Source organism: Kitasatospora sp. NPDC017646 (assembly GCF_044329365.1).
Classification (GTDB): domain Bacteria; phylum Actinomycetota; class Actinomycetes; order Streptomycetales; family Streptomycetaceae; genus Kitasatospora.
This window is the reverse complement of record NZ_JBIRJC010000007.1, coordinates 146069-166343: the sequence shown is the minus strand read 5'-3', so window position 1 is coordinate 166343 and position 20275 is coordinate 146069. Positions and strand designations below refer to the sequence as shown.

The 20275-nt window shown below is 71.5% G+C and carries 19 protein-coding genes and 1 pseudogene; 14 read left to right on the top strand and 6 right to left on the bottom strand.

From position 1 onward, the window contains the following. Positions 1-21: 21 nt before the first annotated feature. Positions 22-990: a heme A synthase gene (locus ACH4J0_RS14330; RefSeq protein WP_396239793.1), complete on the bottom strand. Its 969-nt coding sequence runs from the start codon at positions 988-990 to the stop codon at positions 22-24. Positions 991-1201: 211 nt separating this feature from the next. Between ACH4J0_RS14330 and ACH4J0_RS14325 the strand changes: the two genes are divergently transcribed. Both ACH4J0_RS14325 and ACH4J0_RS14320 read left to right on the top strand, forming a co-directional pair. Next, on the top strand, positions 1202-1336 hold the full coding sequence (locus tag ACH4J0_RS14325; RefSeq protein WP_396239791.1) for a hypothetical protein: 135 nt from the start codon (positions 1202-1204) through the stop codon (positions 1334-1336). Positions 1337-1668: 332 nt separating this feature from the next. Continuing rightward, complete coding sequence (locus tag ACH4J0_RS14320; protein ID WP_396239789.1) at positions 1669-2355, top strand: LAETG motif-containing sortase-dependent surface protein; 687 nt, start codon at positions 1669-1671, stop codon at positions 2353-2355. 76 nt (positions 2356-2431) lie between these two features. Here ACH4J0_RS14320 and ACH4J0_RS14315 read toward each other — a convergent pair whose 3' ends face one another. Together ACH4J0_RS14315 and ACH4J0_RS14310 are read right to left on the bottom strand one after the other, a co-directional pair. Further along, a complete protein-coding gene (locus ACH4J0_RS14315) occupies positions 2432-3151 on the bottom strand; it encodes an ABC transporter permease (RefSeq protein WP_396239967.1) in 720 nt (239 codons plus the stop codon). Between the two features lie 47 nt (positions 3152-3198). Continuing rightward, positions 3199-4128 carry an ABC transporter ATP-binding protein gene (locus ACH4J0_RS14310; protein ID WP_396239787.1) on the bottom strand — a complete coding sequence of 310 codons (930 nt, stop codon included), beginning with the start codon at positions 4126-4128 and terminating at the stop codon, positions 3199-3201. Positions 4129-4292: 164 nt separating this feature from the next. On the opposite strand from ACH4J0_RS14310, the gene ACH4J0_RS14305 reads away from it, so the two are divergent. From ACH4J0_RS14305 to ACH4J0_RS14270, 8 genes are read left to right on the top strand one after another with little or no spacing between them, the layout of a single operon-like run. Then, positions 4293-5135 (top strand): helix-turn-helix transcriptional regulator, encoded by an 843-nt coding sequence (locus ACH4J0_RS14305; RefSeq protein WP_396239785.1) that lies wholly within the window; start codon positions 4293-4295, stop codon positions 5133-5135. 9 nt (positions 5136-5144) lie between these two features. Then, positions 5145-6560, top strand: a complete 1416-nt coding sequence (gene sufB, locus ACH4J0_RS14300; RefSeq protein WP_396239783.1) for a Fe-S cluster assembly protein SufB — start codon at positions 5145-5147, stop codon at positions 6558-6560. A 56-nt stretch (positions 6561-6616) separates the two neighbouring features. Next, complete coding sequence (sufD, locus tag ACH4J0_RS14295; protein WP_396239781.1) at positions 6617-7846, top strand: Fe-S cluster assembly protein SufD; 1230 nt, start codon at positions 6617-6619, stop codon at positions 7844-7846. A gap of 5 nt (positions 7847-7851) precedes the next feature. Next, positions 7852-8169 carry a bifunctional 3-phenylpropionate/cinnamic acid dioxygenase ferredoxin subunit gene (locus tag ACH4J0_RS14290; protein WP_207813275.1) on the top strand — a complete coding sequence of 106 codons (318 nt, stop codon included), beginning with the start codon at positions 7852-7854 and terminating at the stop codon, positions 8167-8169. 6 nt (positions 8170-8175) lie between these two features. Further along, positions 8176-8940 (top strand): Fe-S cluster assembly ATPase SufC, encoded by a 765-nt coding sequence (gene sufC, locus ACH4J0_RS14285; RefSeq protein ID WP_396239779.1) that lies wholly within the window; start codon positions 8176-8178, stop codon positions 8938-8940. Then, entirely contained in the window at positions 8937-10196 is a 1260-nt protein-coding gene (locus ACH4J0_RS14280; RefSeq protein WP_396239777.1) for a cysteine desulfurase, read from the top strand. The genes sufC and ACH4J0_RS14280 overlap by 4 nt, the downstream gene beginning before the upstream one ends. A gap of 15 nt (positions 10197-10211) precedes the next feature. After that, positions 10212-10664: a Fe-S cluster assembly sulfur transfer protein SufU gene (gene sufU / locus ACH4J0_RS14275; RefSeq protein WP_033354873.1), complete on the top strand. Its 453-nt coding sequence runs from the start codon at positions 10212-10214 to the stop codon at positions 10662-10664. A 22-nt stretch (positions 10665-10686) separates the two neighbouring features. Beyond that, positions 10687-11061: a metal-sulfur cluster assembly factor gene (locus tag ACH4J0_RS14270; protein ID WP_396239775.1), complete on the top strand. Its 375-nt coding sequence runs from the start codon at positions 10687-10689 to the stop codon at positions 11059-11061. A 297-nt stretch (positions 11062-11358) separates the two neighbouring features. On the opposite strand, the gene ACH4J0_RS14265 is transcribed toward ACH4J0_RS14270, so the two are convergent. Next, entirely contained in the window at positions 11359-12219 is an 861-nt protein-coding gene (locus ACH4J0_RS14265; RefSeq protein ID WP_396239773.1) for a hypothetical protein, read from the bottom strand. A gap of 610 nt (positions 12220-12829) precedes the next feature. Between ACH4J0_RS14265 and ACH4J0_RS14260 the strand changes: the two are divergent. Continuing rightward, positions 12830-13399: pseudogene (locus ACH4J0_RS14260) on the top strand (Uma2 family endonuclease); the annotation flags it as partial. Positions 13400-13459: 60 nt separating this feature from the next. Here the strand turns inward: ACH4J0_RS14260 and ACH4J0_RS14255 are convergent. After that, positions 13460-14791: an MFS transporter gene (locus ACH4J0_RS14255; protein ID WP_396239771.1), complete on the bottom strand. Its 1332-nt coding sequence runs from the start codon at positions 14789-14791 to the stop codon at positions 13460-13462. Between the two features lie 325 nt (positions 14792-15116). Between ACH4J0_RS14255 and ACH4J0_RS14250 the strand changes: the two genes are divergently transcribed. After that, positions 15117-16742: a hypothetical protein gene (locus tag ACH4J0_RS14250; protein WP_396239769.1), complete on the top strand. Its 1626-nt coding sequence runs from the start codon at positions 15117-15119 to the stop codon at positions 16740-16742. 64 nt (positions 16743-16806) lie between these two features. Here the strand turns inward: ACH4J0_RS14250 and ACH4J0_RS14245 are convergent, their stop codons facing one another. Further along, positions 16807-17265, bottom strand: coding sequence for a VOC family protein (locus ACH4J0_RS14245; protein ID WP_396239767.1), 459 nt, complete (start codon positions 17263-17265; stop codon positions 16807-16809). A 136-nt stretch (positions 17266-17401) separates the two neighbouring features. On the opposite strand from ACH4J0_RS14245, the gene ACH4J0_RS14240 reads away from it, so the two are divergent. Continuing rightward, positions 17402-18577, top strand: coding sequence for a hypothetical protein (locus tag ACH4J0_RS14240; protein WP_396239765.1), 1176 nt, complete (start codon positions 17402-17404; stop codon positions 18575-18577). 158 nt (positions 18578-18735) lie between these two features. After that, on the top strand, positions 18736-20262 hold the full coding sequence (locus ACH4J0_RS14235) for an alkaline phosphatase PhoX (protein WP_396239763.1): 1527 nt from the start codon (positions 18736-18738) through the stop codon (positions 20260-20262). The last annotated feature ends 13 nt before the right edge of the window (positions 20263-20275 follow it).

The window sequence follows — 20275 nt, the reverse complement described above, 5'->3', positions numbered from 1 at the left end:
ATGGGGGCCTTCGGAAAGAGCTCAGACTGCGGCGGTCTGCGGGGTCTGGGTGGGGAGCTGCTCCAAGGCCACTTCCTCGCGGGTGCGGAGGGCGAGCGGGATGCGGAGAGCGGCGATCCACGTCAGCGTCGCGCCGAGCATGTGGAGGCCGACCATCAGCTCGGGGGCGTCCGTGAAGTACTGGATGAAACCCAGGACGCCCTGGAGGAGCAGAACTGCCAGCAGCTCCTTGGTACGGGCCTTGGCAGCCTGCGGAGCCTTGACGGCCGCGAAGACGAAGATCAGTGCGATGGTCAGGCCGACCGAAACGAAGGCGAAGTCGGCGTGGAACTGCGCGAGCCTGTCGTAGTCGATCGGGATACGCGGGACGATCTTGTTGTCCTGCGGCGTACCCGGGTGGTGGCCGGCGCCGGTGACCAGGGTGCCTGCCGCGACGAGCAGGCCGACGACCGTGACCAGGACGTAGGAGAGCTGGTGGATGGGGCGGGCCACAGCCAGCTCGGGTGCGCCGTCGCCCTCCTTGCTGCGCTCCCACATCAGCAGGGCGACCCAGACCAGGGCCATTGCGGCGATCATGTGTCCCGCGACGGTGTACGGGTTCAGGCCCGTCAGCACCGTGATGCCGCCGAGCACGGCGTTGCTCATCACCAGCCAGAACTGCGCCCAGCCGAGCCTGGTCATGCTGTGCCGCCACGGCCGGTGGCAGCGAGCGGCCAGGATGGCCCAGCCGACGGCCGCGCTCAGCACGTAGGTGAGCATCCGGTTGGTGAACTCGACGACGCCGTGGAAGCCCATCTCGGGGGTGGGCGTCAGGCTGTCGCCGGTGCAGCGGGGCCAGGTCGTACAGCCGAGGCCGGAGGCGGTGAGCCGGACGGCGCCGCCGGTGACGACGATCACCACGCTCATCACCAGCGCGGCGAACGCGGCGCGCCGGACCATCGCGGCGGAGGGCTGCCAGCGCTCGGCGAGCAGGGAGAAGGGGGTACGCACGGCACCAATCGTAGGCGGCCTTACAGGCGATCTTGGGCCGGGGCGCGGGCGGGCGGGGCCGGAGTGACCGGTGACACAAACCGGACTGTTCGGACATGGCGGCGAGTGGTCTTGACCAATCGCTCGACAGGCCGAAAGAGTGCGGAATGGTCCATGCCTTTTTGGCTCGTTCCTCCACCGCCTCCGCAGCCGTCCAGCGGAGATCCTGCACATGCGCATACCCACCTCAGCCGCCGCGCTCGCGGTCGGCGGCTCGCTGCCGCTGGCGATCGGCGGTGTCGTGGTGCTGGCGGCCGGTGGCGGGATCGTGGTGGTGCACCGGCGCAAGGCGGCCGGCAGGGCCTGAACGGAAGGCCTGAGCCGTCGGAACGCTCCGGCCCGTTCGTCGAGTGATCGACATTGCGCCCTCGGTGATCGAGTCCGATCGCCGAGGGCGCTGCTCTGTGGCCGAAGTGACGAAGTTCATTCAAGTTCGCCGAAGCCGTGTTCTGCGAGGTCGCAGCCGTGATGAGCTGGTCAAGCACATCCGGGAACGGACCGACAGGCGAAATCCGGTCGCACGGCGGGGTGTGGTGCGGTGCGGGAGTGCCGGTAGAGTCCCCCGGACATGTCGTAGCGGGCCACCGCGATCCACTCAACGCGCCTGCTGCGCAAGACCGTTCGGAGGGGAACAGCGTAATGGCGCGACAGCAGCGGCACATGCGGATCGGTGCGACGGCACTCGCCGGCACGGCGGCGGCCGGATTCCTCCTTCCCCTGGCGCTGGCCACCAACGCCTCGGCGCACGTGCCGACTTGGTCGGTGACCTGCGACAAGGTCGTGATCGACCTGATCAACTACAGCCCCAAGCCCGACGTGAAGAACACCGTCAGCCTCACCATCGGTGAGGAGAAGGTCCTGGACGCCAAGGAGTTCCCGGCGGAGTTCCACGGCACCTTCCAGGTGAAGGACCACGACGCCCCGGTCACGGCGCACCTGGTGGTGAAGACCACCGAGACCCCGGCCGAGAAGGGCTGGAGCATCGACGAGACCCAGACCATCGCGCCGTGCCACACCCCTACCCCGACACCCACCCCGACCCCCACCCCCACCCCCACCAAGACTCCCACTCCCACCCCCACCCCGTCGCCGACCATGACCCCGTCGGCGACGCCCACCCCGAGCAGGACCCCGTCGGCGACCCCCACCCCCAGCCAGACCCCGGCCGCTCCGGCGCCGGCCCCCGCCACCAGCGCCCCGGCGCTCGCCCAGACCGGTAGCAGCGACGCCACCCCGGTGATCGCGGCGGTCGGCGGCGGCGTGGTGCTGGTCGGCGGCGCGCTGGTGCTGCTCGCCCGCAAGCGCCGCGGCGGCAGCCAGGGCTGACCGGTACTCGACCGGAACGCGCGACGCCCCCCGGCCAGCTGAGGCCGGGGGGCGTCGCGCATCTCCGAGGAGGGGCTCACTCCCAGCGGAAGAAGCGGGCGGCCGCGGCCAGCCCCAGGACGGCCCAGCCGGCCAGGATGCCGAGGTCCGACCACGGCACTCCGGCGCCGTGCTGGAGCACCGAGCGCAGGCCGTCGGAGAGCGCCGAGATCGGCAGCAGCTCCAGTACCGACCGCACCGCGCCGGGGAACTTGCCGAGCGGCACGATCACCCCGCCGGCCAGCAGCAGCAGGATGAACACCAGGTTGGCGGCGGCCAGCGTCGCCTCGGCCTTGAGGGTGCCGGCCATCAGCAGGCCGAGCCCGGAGAAGGCGGCGGTGCCCAGGACCAGCAGCGCGGCGACGGCCAGCGGGTTGCCGTGCGGGGACCAGCCGAGCGCCAGCGCGATCACCGACAGCAGGGCGACCTGCAGCACCTCGGTGACCAGCACGCAGCCGGTCTTGGCGGTCAGCAGGGTCCAGCGCGGCAGCGGGCTGGCGCCGAGCCGCTTGAGCACGCCGTAGCGGCGCTCGAAGCCGGTGGCGATGGCCTGCCCGGTGAAGGCGGTGGACATCACGGCCAGTGCGAGAAGGCCGGGCGCCAGGAAGTCGACCCGCTTGCCAGGGCCCTCCACCGCGACGACGTCCACGGCGGAGAACAGCACCAGCAGCACGGTCGGGATGACCACGGTGAGCAGCAGCTGCTCACCGTTGCGCAGCAGCATCCGGGTCTCGAAGGCGGTCTGGGCGAGCAGCATCCGGCCGACCGGTGCCGACCCCGGCTTCGGGGAGTAGTCCACGGTGGTCACGAGCGGAGCTCCCGTCCGGTCAGGTCGAGGAAGACGTCTTCGAGGCTGCGGCGCTGCACGGACAGCCGTTCGGGCAGGATGCCGGAGGCCGCGCACCAGCCGGTGACGGTGGCCAGCAGCCTGCTGGGGTCGACGGGCGCCTCGACGCGGTAGTGGCCGGGGGCGGCCTCGGTGGCGGTGGCGCCCGCGGGCAGCTCCTTGAGCAGCGGGCCGAGGTCGAGTCCGGGCGGGCCGTCGAAGCGCAGGGCGTCGTCGGCGCCGCCGCGGCAGAGCTCCTCGGTGGTTCCGCCCGCGATGACCTTGCCGCGGTCGACGATCGCGACGTGGTCGGCGAGCTGCTCGGCCTCGTCCATGTGGTGGGTGGTGACGACCACGGTGACGCCGTCCCGGCGCAGGTCCCGGACCAGTTCCCAGGTGGCGCGGCGGGCCTGGGGGTCGAGGCCGGCGGTGGGCTCGTCCAGGAAGACCAGCTCGGGGCGGCCGACCACGGCCATCGCCAGGGCGAGCCGCTGCTGCTGGCCGCCGGAGAGCCGGCGGTAGGTGGTGCGGCCGCAGGAGCCGAGGCCGAGGCGCTCGACCAGGGCGTCGACGTCCAGGGGGTGGGCGTGCAGCTTGGCGGTGTGCCGCAGCATCTCGACGGCGCGCGCGCCCGCGTACACGCCGCCGGACTGGAGCATGACGCCGATCCGGGGCCGCAGCGCGGTGCTCTGGGCGGCCGGGTCGAGCCCGAGGACGCGGACGGTGCCGGCGTCGGGGCGGCGGTAGCCCTCGCAGGTCTCGATGGTGGTGGTCTTGCCGGCGCCGTTGGGGCCGAGGACGGCGGTGATCGCGCCGCGTGCGATGGTGAGGTCGAGGCCGTCCACCGCGGCTTTGTCGCCGTAGCGCTTGACCAGCCCGGCGATCTCTACCGCGGGTACGGAGTTCATACCGGCGAGTCTAAGAGGACCGAACGGGCGGACCGGACACCGGCCTTGGTGATCGTTTCCGCTGATCAGGTAAGGCTTGCCTGCGTGACAGATGACACCGGTGAGGCGTGGGTCACGGCTTGTCCTCGCGGAAGTAATTACGCAACACTGGTGTTGTGAAAAACATGCGCGAGCACGCCCAGCAGCAGGAGGCCGAGTCGGCCTCCCACTGCGACGTGCCCGTGACGGCGGCCGAGGTGCTGCTGGAGGGCCACCGCGCCACCCGGGACCGGGTCGCCCGGTCGATCCTGGACCACGGCCCCTCCTCCGCCGCCGACCTGGCGAGCCGGCTCGGCCTCACCGCCGCCGCCGTCCGCCGCCACCTCGACGGCCTGGCCGCCGCCGGCCTCGTGGAGTCCCGCGAGCAGCGGGTCTACGGCAGCCGGGGCCGGGGCCGTCCGGCCAAGGTCTTCGCCCTCACCGACGCCGGCCGGGACGCCTTCTACCAGGCCTACGACCAGCTCGCGGCCGACGCGCTGCGCTGGATCTCGGACGCGGTGGGCGGCGGCAAGGCGGGGGAGGAGGCGGTCGCCGCCTTCGCCCGTGCCCGGTTCGGCAAGCAGGGCGAGAAGTACCAGGAGACCCTGCGGCAGGCCGGGGCCGGAGAGCGCCCCGAGGCCCTCGCCGAGGCGCTGAGCGCGGACGGGTACGCTGCCACGGTGCGGCGTGTCCCGTCGGCCGTGGCCAAGGCCCCGGCGGGCGCCCAGCTCTGCCAGCACCACTGCCCGGTCGCGCACATCGCCGAGCAGTTCCCGCAGCTCTGCGAGGCGGAGACCGAGGTCTTCTCCCAGCTCCTGGGCACCCATGTGCAACGGCTGGCCACCATCGCCCACGGCGACGGGGTCTGCACCACCTATGTGCCGGCACCCGGTGCCGCATCGTCGCCCGCCCAGCGCCCCGCGGGCAACGGTTCCGATGCAGTGCCGACTGCCGGTACGTCCACCGAAGATTCTGCGTCCGCGCGTTAGGAAGCTCGCATGACTGACACCGTTTCGCACCCGGAGCTCGAGGGCCTGGGCAATTACGAGTACGGCTGGGCCGACCCGGACACCGCCGGTGCCGCGGCCAAGCGCGGGCTCAGCGAGGAGGTCGTCCGCGACATCTCCGCGAAGAAGAACGAGTCCGAGTGGATGCTGAACCTGCGGCTCAAGGGCCTGAAGCTGTTCGGCAAGAAGCCCATGCCCACCTGGGGTTCCGACCTCTCCGGCATCGACTTCGACAACATCAAGTACTTCGTCCGCTCCACCGAGAAGCAGGCCGAGTCCTGGGAGGACCTGCCGGCGGACATCAAGGCCACCTACGACAAGCTGGGCATCCCGGAGGCGGAGAAGCAGCGCCTGGTCGCCGGTGTCGCCGCCCAGTACGAGTCCGAGGTCGTCTACCACCAGATCCGCGAGGACCTGGAGGAGCAGGGCGTCATCTTCCTGGACACCGACACCGCGCTGCGCGAGCACCCGGAGCTGTTCAAGGAGTACTTCGGCACCGTCATCCCGGCCGGCGACAACAAGTTCGCCGCGCTGAACACGGCCGTGTGGTCCGGCGGCTCCTTCATCTACGTGCCGAAGGGCGTGCACGTCGACATCCCGCTCCAGGCCTACTTCCGGATCAACACCGAGAACATGGGCCAGTTCGAGCGGACGCTGATCATCGTCGACGAGGACGCCTACGTCCACTACGTCGAGGGCTGCACCGCGCCGATCTACTCCTCCGACTCGCTGCACTCGGCGGTCGTCGAGATCATCGTCAAGAAGGGCGGCCGCTGCCGCTACACGACCATCCAGAACTGGTCGAACAACGTCTACAACCTGGTCACCAAGCGCGCCGTGGCGTACGAGGGCGCGACCATGGAGTGGGTCGACGGCAACATCGGTTCCAAGGTCACCATGAAGTACCCGGCCGTCTACCTGATGGGCGAGCACGCCAAGGGCGAGACCCTGTCGATCGCCTTCGCGGGCGAGGGCCAGCACCAGGACGCCGGCGCCAAGATGGTGCACATGGCGCCGAACACCTCCTCGCACATCGTCTCCAAGTCGGTGGCGCGCGGCGGCGGCCGGACCTCCTACCGCGGTCTGATCGAGATCGGCGAGGGCTCGCACGGTGCCAAGTCCAACGTGCTGTGCGACGCGCTGCTGGTCGACACCGTCTCCCGCTCGGACACCTACCCGTACGTGGACGTCCGCGAGGACGACGTGTCCATGGGCCACGAGGCGACCGTCTCCAAGGTCAGCGAGGACCAGCTGTTCTACCTGATGAGCCGCGGCCTGACCGAGACCGAGGCCATGGCCATGATCGTGCGCGGCTTCGTCGAGCCGATCGCGCGCGAGCTGCCGATGGAGTACGCGCTGGAGCTCAACCGGCTGATCGAGCTGCAGATGGAGGGCGCGGTCGGCTGACCCCCGCCGCCACCGCCGTCCACTGATTTCCGAGGAAGAGAGCACTACGAACAGCCATGGCTGAGCAGAACACCACCGGCTCCACCACCGCCGGTTCGATCGAGGTCGGCACCGCCGGCGCGGGCGCGCAGCTCGCCGGCCCCGGCACCGGCCGGACCGCGGTCCAGCAGCCGATCGACGCGCGCGTCGCGGTCAAGCCGTCCTTCGACGTGAACGACTTCCCGGTGCCGCACGGCCGCGAGGAGGACTGGCGGTTCACCCCGCTGCACCGCCTCGGCGGGCTGCACGACGGGACCGCCGTCACCGCCGAGCGCGGCGAGGACAAGGTCGACTTCGCGCTGCCGGCCGGCGTCACCGCCGAGACCGTCGGCCGGGACGACGCGCGCCTGGGCAAGGCCGGCACCCCGGTCGACCGGGTCGCCGCGCAGGCCTTCAGCGCCTTCGAGCAGGCGCTCGTGGTCACCGTCCCCAAGGACGCGGTGCTGACCGAGCCGGTCAAGATCGACGTGCGAGCCGAGGGCGGGGTCCGCTTCGCCCACGTGGTGATCGACGTCAAGCCGTTCGCCGAGGCCGTCGTGGTGCTCAACCACACGGGCGCCGGCACCCGGGCCGCCAACGTCGAGCTCCTGGTCGGCGACGGCGCCAAGCTCACCTTCGTCTCCGTGCAGGACTGGGAGCGGGACGCCGTCCACGTCGCCCAGCACAACGCGCTGGTCGGCCGGGACGCCTCGTTCAAGTCCGTCGTCGTCACCTTCGGCGGCGACCTGGTCCGCCTGCACCCGCGGGTCAACTACGCCGGCCCCGGCGGCGAGGCCGAGCTGTTCGGCCTGTACTTCGCCGACGCCGGCCAGCACCTGGAGCACCGCCTGGTCATCGACCACGACAAGCCGCACTGCCGGTCGAACGTGGCGTACAAGGGCGCGCTGCAGGGCCAGGATGCCCACGCGGTCTGGGTCGGCGACGTGCTGATCCGCGCCGCGGCGCTCGGCACCGACACCTACGAGCTCAACCGGAACCTGGTGCTCACCGACGGCGCCCGGGTCGACTCGATCCCGAACCTGGAGATCGAGACCGGCGAGATCGTCGGCGCCGGCCACGCCTCGGCGACCGGCCGCTTCGACGACGAGCAGCTGTTCTACCTGATGGCCCGCGGCATCCCGGCCGACGAGGCCCGCCGCCTGGTGGTCCGCGGCTTCTTCGCCGAGCTGCTCCAGCAGATCGGCGTGGCCGAGGTCCAGGAGCAGCTCATGGAGAAGATCGACGCCGAGCTGGAAGCGGCGGTCTGAACCCGATGAGCTTCCTCCGTGCCTGCGCGCTGAGCGACCTCCAGGAGGACGTGCCCAAGCGCGTGGACCTCAACGGCGTGCCGGTCTCGATCGTCCGCACCGACGAGGGGGTGTTCGCGATCAACGACATCTGCTCGCACGCGAACGTCTCGCTCTCCGAGGGCGAGGTCGAGGACTGCATGATCGAGTGCTGGCTGCACGGCTCCAGCTTCGACCTGCGCACCGGCAAGCCCTCCGGCCTGCCCGCCACCAAGCCGGTCGCTGTCTACCCCGTAAAGATCGAAGGGGACGATGTGCTCGTCTCCGTCAACCAGGAGTCCTGAGTACACATGGCAACCCTTGAAATCCGCGACCTGCACGTCTCCGTCGAGGCCGAGAACGGCCCGCGCGAGATCCTGAAGGGCGTCGACCTGACCGTGAAGCAGGGCGAGACCCACGCCATCATGGGTCCGAACGGCTCCGGCAAGTCCACCCTGGCCTACTCGCTGGCCGGCCACCCCAAGTACACCGTGACCGGCGGCTCGGTGCTGCTGGACGGCGAGGACGTCCTGGAGATGTCCGTCGACGAGCGGGCCAAGGCCGGTGTCTTCCTGGCCATGCAGTACCCGGTCGAGGTCCCGGGCGTCTCGGTCAGCAACTTCCTGCGCACCGCCGCCACCGCCGTCCGCGGCGAGGCCCCGAAGCTGCGGCTGTGGGTGAAGGAGGTCAAGGAGGCGATGGCCGCCCTCCAGATGGACCCGGCCTTCGCCGAGCGCAACGTCAACGAGGGCTTCTCCGGCGGTGAGAAGAAGCGCCACGAGATCCTCCAGCTGGAGCTGCTCAAGCCGAAGATCGCGATCCTCGACGAGACCGACTCCGGCCTGGACGTCGACGCGCTGCGGATCGTCTCCGAGGGCATCAACCGGGTCCGCTCGACCGGCGAGGTCGGCACTCTGCTGGTGACCCACTACACCCGCATCCTGCGGTACATCAAGCCCGACTACGTCCACGTCTTCGCGGGCGGCCGCATCGTCGAGTCCGGCGGCGCCGAGCTGGCCGACAAGCTGGAGAACGAGGGCTACGAGGCGTATGCGAAGGGCGGCGCATCCGAGTGACGCATCCGTTGACCGGTCTGCTCGACACCGACGCGATCCGCAAGGACTTCCCGGTCCTTCAGCGCGTGCTGCACGACGGGAAGCCGCTGGTCTACCTGGACAACGCGGCGACCTCGCAGAAGCCGCGCCAGGTGCTGGAGGCCCTGAACGCCTACTACGAGCGGCACAACGCCAACGTCCACCGCGGCGTGCACGTGCTCGCCGAGGAGGCCACGGCAATGTACGAGGGCGCTCGCGACAAGGTCGCGGCCTTCGTCAACGCGCCGAGCCGCAACGAGGTGATCTTCACCAAGAACGCCTCGGAGTCGCTCAACCTCGTGGCCAACATGCTCGGTTGGGCCGACGAGCCGTACCGGGTCGACGCCGACTCCGAGATCGTGATCACGGAGATGGAGCACCACTCCAACATCGTCCCGTGGCAGCTGCTCTCGCAGCGCACCGGTGCGAAGCTCAAGTGGTTCGGGCTGACCGACGAGGGCCGGCTCGACCTGTCGAACATCGACGAGCTGATCACCGAGAAGACCAAGGTGGTCTCCTTCACCCTGGTCTCCAACCTGCTGGGCACCATCAACCCGGTCGAGACGATCGTCCGCAAGGCGCAGTCGGTCGGCGCGCTGGTCGTCATCGACGCCTCGCAGGCCGCACCGCACATGGTGCTGGACGTGCAGGCGCTGGAGGCCGACTTCGTCGCCTTCACCGGCCACAAGATGCTGGCCCCGACCGGCATCGGCGTGCTGTGGGGCCGCCAGGAGCTGCTGGAGGATCTCCCGCCGTTCCTGGGCGGCGGCGAGATGATCGAGACCGTCACCATGGGCTCGTCCACCTACGCCCCGGCGCCGCACAAGTTCGAGGCCGGCACCCCGCCGATCGCCCAGGCGGTCGGGCTGGGCGCGGCCATCGACTACCTCCAGGGCATCGGCATGGAGAAGATCGCGGCGCACGAGCACGCGATCACCGAGTACGCGGTGGAGCGCCTGCTGGAGGTCCCGGACCTGCGGATCATCGGTCCGCGCACGGCGGTGGACCGCGGCGCCGCGATCTCCTTCACGCTCGGCGACATCCACCCGCACGACGTGGGCCAGGTGCTGGACGAGCAGGGCATCGCCGTGCGCGTCGGGCACCACTGCGCGCGGCCGGTCTGCCTGCGGTACGGAATTCCGGCGACCACGCGGGCGTCGTTCTACCTGTACTCGACGCCGGGCGAGGTCGACGCGCTGATCGACGGCCTGCACCACGTCCGGAACTTCTTCGGCTGACGGGACGCGCAGGACATGAAGCTCGACTCGATGTACCAGGACATCATCCTGGACCACTACCGCAACCCGCACGGCAAGGGGCTGCGGGACGGCGACGCCGAGGTGCACCACGTCAACCCGACGTGCGGCGACGAGATCACCCTGCGGGTGAAGCTCGACGGCGCGAAGGTCGCCGACGTCTCGTACGAGTCCCAGGGCTGTTCGATCAGCCAGGCCAGCGCCTCGGTGCTGAACGACCTGGTGGTCGGCAAGACCGTCGGCGAGGCGCAGGCCGTCCAGGAGGCCTTCCTGGAGCTGATGCAGAGCAAGGGCCAGGGCGAGGGCGACGAGGAGGTGCTGGAGGACGCGGTCGCGTTCGCCGGCGTCTCCAAGTACCCGGCCCGGGTCAAGTGCGCCCTGCTCAGCTGGATGGCCTGGAAGGACGCCACCGCCCAGGCGCTCGCCCAGAACCCCGCTGTGAACGACTGAATCCGCGAAGGAGGACAAGACCATGACTGACGAAACCCCCTCCGCCGCGGAGGAGCAGCCGCTCGGCATCGTCGGCACCACCGCCGGCACCGTCTCGGTCGAGGACCTGACCGAGGCCCTGATGGACGTCGTCGACCCCGAACTGGGCATCGACGTCGTCAACCTGGGCCTGATCTACGGCATCCACATCGACGAGTCCGACGTGGCCACCATCGACATGACGCTCACCTCGGCGGCCTGCCCGCTCACCGACGTCATCGAGGACCAGGCCAAGACCGCCACCGACGGTCTGGTCCAGGACCTGCGGATCAACTGGGTCTGGATGCCGCCGTGGGGCCCGGACAAGATCACCGACGACGGCCGCGAGCAGCTGCGGGCGCTGGGCTTCAACGTCTGACCGGTGCCTTCGCCGTGGCCGCTGCCCGGGACTTCTTCGGAAGTCCCGGGCAGCGGCGTTCCTGCGGGGGGAACACCCGTGCGTGATCGGCTTCGCTGAGAAGGTTCAGCGCCGTTCCCCACCGTCCACCCCCCACCGTCCACCCCCCACCCGCCTCCCGGCGGGTGCCCACCCCGGCTTGGCCGCGTGCCGCCCGGCCAGGCGGCACGCGGCGCTGGTGAGGCAGGGCGATGTACCTACCGGAAGCGGGAGACCCCGTCCTGCCGGAGCCCCTTCGGACCGGTCGGACAGCCAGTGTCAGGCGGCGATGTGTGCGGGTCGACTGCCGGTCAGTGCGGAGCGCAGCGCGGTTCGGACTCGGGCGGCACCTGCGGCGGCCACCTCTGCTCCCGGGCCCGGCGTGGGGGTGCGGGTTGTCAGGCCAGCGCACGGGCGGCAGATGCCCGGTCGGGGCACGGGGTCGTGGCACTTGGCGCACTCGGAGTACCGGGCTGTTGGCTGTGCGGCGGGCCGGGCGGGCGGCATCTTGTGTTCCAGGCGGTGGCGGAGCACGGCCGCCGCCGAGTGCATCGGGGCGGGCAGGCCCGGTAGCAGGGCGTGGGCCAGGTCGGTGGATGTGCTGCCGCGCGCCATCCACTGCGCGACCAGGGGTGCCAACTCCCGGGCCTCGGCTTCGCCGAGACGCAGACGCGGCTCGGGACGGATCACCCGGAACAGGGTGGCCACGGCTGCCCGAACCTCCTCGGTCTCGGGATCCGGAGGCGGCGGGAGGGTGGGTTCTTGTTGCCGGTTCTTTACTACGGAGCCGTCAGTGCGACCGGTGGCCCCTCCACCGGACGCCGGAAGGGGGGCACTCGGTCGCACGGGCTGCGGGGTGTCGTAGACGTGGGTCTCGGTGATGATCGTGCCGTCGGGCATGCGGATCTTTTCGACGCGGTAGTACCCGGCGTCGGTGAGTTCCTTTAGAGCCTTGCGAATCGCGCCGCGCCCCTGAGGACTGGTGTCGGCCATGTGCCGACCGTCCTCACGCCAGCCGTCGGGGCGGGATAGCAGGTCCGCGAGCAGACCTCGGGCGGTGTAGCTCAGCCGCCGGTACTGGAGAACGGCGTTGGGAAGCACGGTGAAGTTGCGCACGTGGGCGCTACGATAGATGCGCATCGGGAGTGTTGGCTCCTGTTGCCGGACCCCGGGGTGTTCCAGCACCGCCGGGGTCGCCTGTTTTCGGTTGGATTACGGAACGTACCACGCCACTTGACGCAGTGTGAGACGTTCGCGACATTCAGTACGTGACCAGCGCGGGTCAACCCGGTTGGGTCGCCTTCCAAGGTCCGCGCCCGCCGAGATCGCTATTGGCAGTTGCGTCGCAGGAGCAGGACGCGGCCGCCAGGCCGGCCACGAACTCGGGGGAGGTGACGGTCACAACAGCTCCTTGTGATGGTCGCTGATCTTGATGGCCGCGCGGACGTACTGCTCGGCCAGTTCGAGATCCTTCTCACGGTGTCAGACCAGGAGCTTGATCGTGTGGGCGTAAGCGTGCTCGGCGATGGGGAAGTCCCCGGCCTGGTAGCGGCGGCGGGAGTGCGGGTGGCCGGGGAACAGCATGCTGGGCTGCTGGTACAGCGCGAGGTGGTTGAGGGGGCAGGTGGAGCCGGGCCGGTCGAACTCGGTGGCGCCCTCGGCGATCAGCGCCTGGTGGAAACGCTCGATCGGCAGGCCGCCGAGTTCGTCCGGCTGCTAGGTGAGCGTCAATCCGTAGGAATACCTCCGGCTCCCGGATGACGGCACGCGGGTTGAGGTGATCGGAGGGGGGATCGTTGTGTCGCCATCGCCGGTTCACCTCCACGAGGGAATCTTCGTGGACATCCAGGACTCGGTGGCGGTCGCGAGAGCTACCGACCCGGCGTTCCCGTGGCGGGCTATTCGGACGATCAACCTGGACCTTATCGAGATCGGGGAGGGTTACGTCCCGGACATGGCGATCGCGCATCGGGACGTCGAGGCCGGGAATCGGGCCAAGGACGTGCTGTACGTCCACCCGGGCGATCTTGAACTGGTGGTCGAGGTGACCTCCCCGTCCAATGCCCGGTACGACCGTCGCCCGATGTTCGGCCGGCAGGTAGAGCCCACTAAGTGGAACGGGTACGCGCGTACCGGAGTGCCCCACTACCTGCTGGTGGACCGTGACCCGCGGCAGCCCGGCGTCACTCTGTTCGGTGAGCCGAACAAGGCCGAGGGGGCATACGAGGTTCTGGGGGAGTGGAAGTTCGGCGAAACCGTTCGTCTGCCGAAGCCCTTCGACATCGAGGTTGCCACCGACAGATGGAAGCCTTGGACATGAGGCCGGAACGCCGCTGCCCGGGACTTCTTCGGAAGTCCCGGGCAGCGGCGTCTTCGGTGCTCAGGCCTGCTTGGGCTTGCGGGCGACGGCCACCGCGAGGGCGGCGCAGAGGGCGGCGGCGACGGTGGCGAAGCCGCTGACGGCGGGGAGGAGGCCGTAGCTCTTGACGAGGGCGCCGACGGCGACGATGGGCAGGGAGCTGCCGAGGTAGACGATGATCCACAGGGAGCTCATCTCGGAGCCCCGGCGTTCCGGGTTCATCGCGGCGACGGCGGTGGTGAACAGGGAGCGGAACGCCACGCCCTGGCAGGCGCCGCCGAGGACGCTGCCGATGAAGAGCAGGGCCGGGGTGCCGGTGTAGCCGGCGGCGACGACCAGGGCGAGGCCGGTGGCCAGGCCGGTCATGCCGAGGGCGATGACCAGACGGTCGGAGGTCGGGGGCACGGTCAGCTGGGCGGCGGCCGAGGAGCCGAGCAACAGGGCGGCCACGATCGCGCCGACGAGGTGGGAGGGGGTGTGCAGCAGCTTGGCGGCGAAGGCCGGCGCCAGGCTGAGGTAGACGCCGAAGACCGCGTAGGAGATGAAGCCGGCCGAGGCGGCGAGCAGGAACTCGCGGCGGCCGGTGCGCGGCAGCCGCAGGCGCTGGGGGCGCAGGTGGGCCGGGGTGGTGATGCGCGGCGGGGACGCCGGCGGGCGGTTGCGGCCGGGCATCCGGGGGTGGACGACGGCCAGCGGTACGCAGAGCGCGAGCAGGGCGATGGCGTGCAGCAGGAACGGGGTCATCAGCGGGTCCGAGCCGCCGGACAGCAGAGCGCCGACGACCGGGCCGAGGGCGACGCCGCCCGCGGAGCAGGCCAGGGTGAGTTTGGCGGCGAGTGTCGGGTGGTCGGGCAGCAGGTCGCCGAGGGCGGCTCCGGCGGCGCCGGTGGACAGGCCGACGGCGATGCCCTGGACGGCGCGGCCGACCGCCAGCTGCCAGAAGCTGCCGGAGGTGGCGAACACGACGTCGCCCGCGGCGGCCAGGGCGACGGCGGGCAGGATCAGGGCGCGCCGGCCGAGGTGGTCGGACCAGTGGCCGACGATGGCCAGCACCGGGACCAGCGCGAACACGTAGATCGTGAAGAGGATCGTGGTGTCGAGCGGGCCGAGTCCGAGGCGCTGCTGGAGGAGCGGGTAGATCGGTGTCGCCAGGTTGGCACCGATCAGCATGAACAGCAGGGCGGCGGCGACCAGGCCGACGCGGACTCCGCGCAGCGCGTTCCAGCGGCTGATCGCGGCGAGCTGGAGCTGGGCGCGCGGCGCGAGCTCCAGGGGAAGCAGGGCCTCCGACAGTCGGCGTCCGTCGAGCTGCGCGGTGCGCAGGCCGGAGCCGGCGGGGGAGAGGTCCGCCATGTGAGGGGTCTCCTGTGGCAGGGCACCACCGGGTCGGCGGGGTGTGCCGGTGCGCCCGTCCTGAGGCGCTGTGGTGTGGCCGCGGTGCGGGGCTCCCTGGTGGAGCGGATGAGCTGAGGATTCGGGCTTCGTTGCCCGGTGGACTGCACGGGGTGTGCGCAGACACCAGTTCGAAGGATAAAGGGTGGGCGCACGGAAACGGCGCGCGCCCCTGCGCGCGCTCCCTGCGGCCGGGCATCGGGGGTGCCCGGCCTATACGCTGAGGTGGTAGATCGGTACGCGGAGCTGTTCGAGCTGACCGCTGGCTGAGGGAGAGCGCACAACGATGGCCGGACGACGTCGGAAGAACGGTGGGGCGTCGGTGGGGGAGGGTGCGGCCGAGGCCGTGCTGCCCGCCGATATGGAGCTCCAGGACCTCTACGGGGCGTTCGCCGCGCACGGTCTGGACGACGAGGACCTGGACGACACGGCGGTCCTGGTGCCGCCGGTGAAGCTGCCCGCCGAACAGGAGCTGGCCGAGCAGGCGAAGGCCGTCCCGATGTTCGGCTACGCGCTGGCGCTGGCCCGCTGGGCGGCCCCGCACCGGGTGGTGGACGAGTTCGGCGACCTGGTCGAGGAGGACCGGGCGCCCGCCGCCCGGCTGCTGGGGCTGGCCCCGGCCGACGGCGAGGTGCCGGAGGAGGCCGAGGTCGAGGCGCTGCGGGCCTGGTCGCTGGCCTGCGACCTGGACCTGGTGGAGCTGGGCACGACCAAGGACGGCGAGCACGTCGCGGTGCCGGGTCCGGACCTGGAGCCCGCCGAGCAGGGGGACCCGGACACCGTCCTGGAGCTGTGGCTTACCGCCGCCGGGATCGTCCGGGAGCTGGCGGTGGAGGCGGACTCGCTGCCGGAGGAGGAAGAGGAGGAGGGCGAGGAGCCCGCCGCGGAGGCCGGTGGCGACGAGGACGAGGACGGCCTGAGCGAGGTCGAGGAGGCCCGGGACGCCGCCGCCGAACTGCTCGACGAGGCGCTCCAGGTGCTGTACGAGACCACCGCCTTCGCCGACCCGGGCAACGAGACCGTGCCGCTCGGCGTGCTGGCCGCGCTGCTCGTCGTGCCGGAGGGCGAGGAGCCGAGCGAGGAGCTGCTCGGCGACATCACGGACGTGATGGTCGCCCTGGACCCGATGCTGGGCGACCTCGCCGAACTGGGCCTGCTGGACTACCACCCGATCGACCCGGACCTGTTCGACGAGGAGGACGGCGAGGAGCCCGTCGTCGGCGAGGCGCCGCTGGACGAGGAGGAGTCGGCCCGCTTCGGGCTGGTCCGGCTCACCCCGCTCGGCCAGTACGGCATCCGGCAGTGGCTGCTGGAGGACGGCTACGACGCGCCGCTGGTCGGCGAGCTGGCCCGGGGGGACGCGGCCGAGCTGCTGCGCGGGGTGTGCGAGTCGGCCAACGTGCTGCCGGAGGAGGAGCTGCGGGTCTGGGTGGCCGGTCGGGAGCCGGTGCCGGCGGCGCGGGAGCTGCTGGCGGCGGCCCGCGGCGACGACGCGTACGGGCCGCTGCGCCGGATGCTGTGCTTCTCGGCGCTGAACCTGCTGGGGGCGGACGCCGAGCCCGCCGTCCGGGAGGTGCTGGACGACCGGGAGCTGGGCGGCTCGGCCCGGGCCTGGCTGTCCGCGATGGGCGCGGCGGACGTGCCGGTGCCGGACCGGGCGATGGCGCTGTGGACGGTGGTCGACACCTTCGCCGCCCAGCTGCTGGACAGCGGCGGCGATGCCGCACTGCTGCGCGAGCTGATCGCCGACCTGCCGGTGAAGGGCGATCCGGCGGCGTGGTTCGGCGAGCTGTGGCGGGTCGACCACCCGTACACGGCGGACGTCCTGGAGGCGATCGGCGAGCTGCACACGGACCGGGCACTGGCCAAGGAGGCGCGCAAGGCGGCCTTCAAGGCGCGGTCCAAGGGCTGAGCCGCCGGCCCGAGGGCTCGGCGCTCCCCGAGGGACGGGGGCCGGCCCTCCGAGGGCCGGCGCTCTACGGGAGGTCCAGCGAGCCGTCCTCGGTGAAGGGGAAGAACGGGTTGTGGGCCAGTTCCCACAGGTGCCCGTCCGGGTCCTCGAAGTAGCCGGAGTAGCCGCCCCAGCCGGTCTGGACGGGCGGCTTGACCACCACGGCGCCGGCCTCGACCGCCGTCCGAAGCGCGGCGTCCACCAGCGCGGGGGACTCCAGGTTCACCGCGAGGGTGACGCCGCGGAAGGACGGTTCGCCGGTGGCGGGCACGCCCGCGTCGGCGGCCAGCTCCTCGCTGGGGAAGAGGCCGAGCACCGAGTCGGCCGTGCGGAACCAGACGATCTCCGGGCTGGAGGCGGAGGAGCGCTTCCAGCCGAGGTCCTCGTAGAAGCGGGCGCTGCGGTCGAGGTCGGAGACGCCGAGGGTGACGATGCTGATCCGGGCGGGGAAGGCGGGCTGGGCTGCGCCGTTCTGTGCTGTCATGCCGCCAGCGTAGGGAGCGCGGCTGACAACGGGCCCGACTGACACGGCCACCGGCCCCGTCCGGCAGCGGAGCTGATGACCCGGCAGCTGCGGCCACGTAAGGTGGCGTCAGCGGTGCGGGCGCGAGGACTCGGGGGTGCGGCACAGGATGGTGCGGGAGAACGGCGGAAGGCCCCAGGAGCCCCGGGAGTGGAACGCCGAGCGGTCGGGGCCGGAGCGGTCGGGCAGGCAGGATCGTTTCGCCGACCAGGAGGAGTTCTCCCGCCGGACCCTCGCCGCGGTGGACTTCCCGGTGTACGGCGTGGTCGGGCCGACGGGCCGCGGCGAGGCGCTGGCGGCCTTCGAGACCTGCGGCGGCGAGCTGCGCTGGGTCGAGGTGCAGGTCGGTGACTGGACCAGCGCGGCCGGACCGTACGTGACGGTGCGGACCTACCGGCCGGGGGCCGACGACTGCGAGGTGCTGCCCGAGCTGGAGGACGTGGTCGAGGACGAACGCGACCGCGTCTACGAGCAGTTGGGCATCGACGAGGGCGACGGTCCGGGCCGGGTGCGGGCACTGCGCGAGTGGATCACGGTGGACGGCGAGTCCTGCCCGGTGGAGGTGCACGAGGACCGGCCGGTGGCGTCGGGCGGGAACGGGCCGGTCGGGCTGGTCTGGGCCGGGCGGCTGCGGGTCGGCGGCCAGGCCGTCACGGTGTGCGGGCGCGGGCTGCCGCCCGGCTGCGTGGAGCTCGGCGGGCTCAGGGACTTCGAGTGCCATCTGCGCGGGCGCACCGAGCTGCTGCGCGACCTCGCCTCCCGGCGGGCCCGGTACGTGCCGGTCGAGGAGCGCGAACTGCCGCCCGCCGTAGGCCTGGAGGCGCACCGGGAGCTGATCGCGCAGAGCATCGCGGAGGCCGCCGCGATCGAGGCGCAGGTGCGGGTCGGGCGTACGCCGCGGCTGCCGCGCGGGCTGCGCGGGGACGTCTGCGCGGTGCGCTGGGAGGCGGCGGTGCGCCAGCAGATGCGCCTCGCCACGGAGACCCGGGAGGAGGCCGCGGCGGCGGTGACCTCGATGGTCAACCACCTCAACCGGCTGTCCCAGCAGACGCACTGGCTGGTCGGCACGCCGGAGGGGGAGGCGGCGGTCGAGGAGGTCGTCCGGTACACGGTGTTCGCCAGCGCGGTGGCGAGCCTGCCGGCCCAGCGGGCCTGGGAGCAGATGTGGCGGGAGCGGCCGGGCAGCGGCGGGGAGGGGGCCTGGGAGGAGCAGCGGTTGGCGGAGCAGCTGTGGCTGTCGGCCTGGGAGCAGTGGCGGGCGGGGCGCGGCTGACCGGCGCCCGGTAAAGCGATGGTCATCAGTCGGTCATCAGTCGGCAAATGGCCGCCTCGGTGTGAGGTGGGCGTCATGCCGGGTTCACCCCTGCGGCGGAGGCTGCTGGGCGTCGACGACCCGCCTCGACGCCCGTACACCCCTCAGGAGTTGCCGCCATGTCGCTGTCCCGCCGGGACTTCGTCAACCGTTCCGCCCTCGTCGGGGCCGGCGTGCTGATCGCCGGCGGCGCCGAGGCGCTGGCCAGCGCCCCCGGTGCGATCGCCGCGCCGGTCGGCGGCGAGCTGCCGGTCGCCGGGACCGTTGGTGCTGCCGGTTCCGCAGGTGCCGCACGTGTTGCCGGGACCAACGCGGCGGGCGGTGCCGCGATCGGCTACGGCCCGCTGGTGCCGGATCCGGCCGGGCTGCTGTCGCTGCCCGAGGGCTTCTCGTACCGGGTGCTCAACCGGGCGGGCGAAACCCGGCTGCGCACCGGCGAGTTCACCCCTAGCAACCACGACGGCACCTCCGCCTTCGAGGACGAGCGCGGCGGCAACCTGATGGTGGTCAACCACGAGCTGTCCGGCGCCCGGGCGAACTGGCCGCACCCGGTGCCGCTGACCGAGGGCCACGTCTACGATCCGGGCGCCGCCGGCGGCTGCACCATCGTGCACGCCAAGCGGGACGGTTCGGTCGAGCAGTGGGTCGGCATCGCCGGCACCTCCACCAACTGCGCGGGCGGGGTGACCCCGTGGGGCACCTGGCTGTCCGGCGAGGAGACCGAGGACCGGGCGGGCAGGAACGGCTTCACCAAGGACCACGGCTACGTCTTCGAGGTCGACCCCTTCGACGACGACTACAACCGCGACCCGCAGCCGGTGAAGGCCTTCGGCCGCTACGCGCACGAGGCCGTCGTGGTGGACCCGAAGCGCGGGCAGGTCTACCTGACCGAGGACGCGGCCAACCCCAACGGCCTGCTCTACCGCTGGACCCCGCCGGCCGGCTTCCGGCACGGCCGCCACCAGCTGCGCAAGCTCGCCGCCGACGCCGGGGTGCTGGAGGCCTTCAAGGTCTTCGACTCGCGCGGCAGGTTCGTCGACGACCTGTCCCGCGCCACCCAGGTCGGCACCGTCTACGGCGTGGACTGGGTCAAGGTCCAGGACCGCGACGCCCGGAGCGCCTCGGTGCGCAAGCAGTTCAAGGAGGGCGAGGTCACCCGGGCCCGCAAGCTGGAGGGCATGTGGTGGGGTGACGGCGGCTTCTACTTCGTCTCCAGCTACGCCCGTTCGGAGAGTCCGCTGCAGCACGACGGCCAGGTCTGGTTCTTCGACCCGGCCCGCCGCACCATCACGCTGAAGGTGCTGCTGGGCGTCAACTCCGACGTCTGGGGCGACCACGACAACTACGACGGCCCCGACAACATCACCGTCTCGCCGTACGGCGGCATCGTGATCGCCGAGGACGGCAACGGCGTCTCGCACCTGTTCGGCGCCACCGAGGACGGGCTGGTCTACCCGATCGCCCGCAACGAGCTGAACACCGGCAGCGCCGGGAAGCCCGAGTTCAGCGAGTTCACCGGGGTGACGTTCTCGGACGACGGCCGGACCCTGTTCGCCAACATCCAGGAGCCGGGCATCCAGCTGGCGATCAGCGGGCCGTGGCGCCGGCTGAAGGAGCACGAGCGCGGCCAGGGGTACGGCGCCTGACGCGTACCGAAGC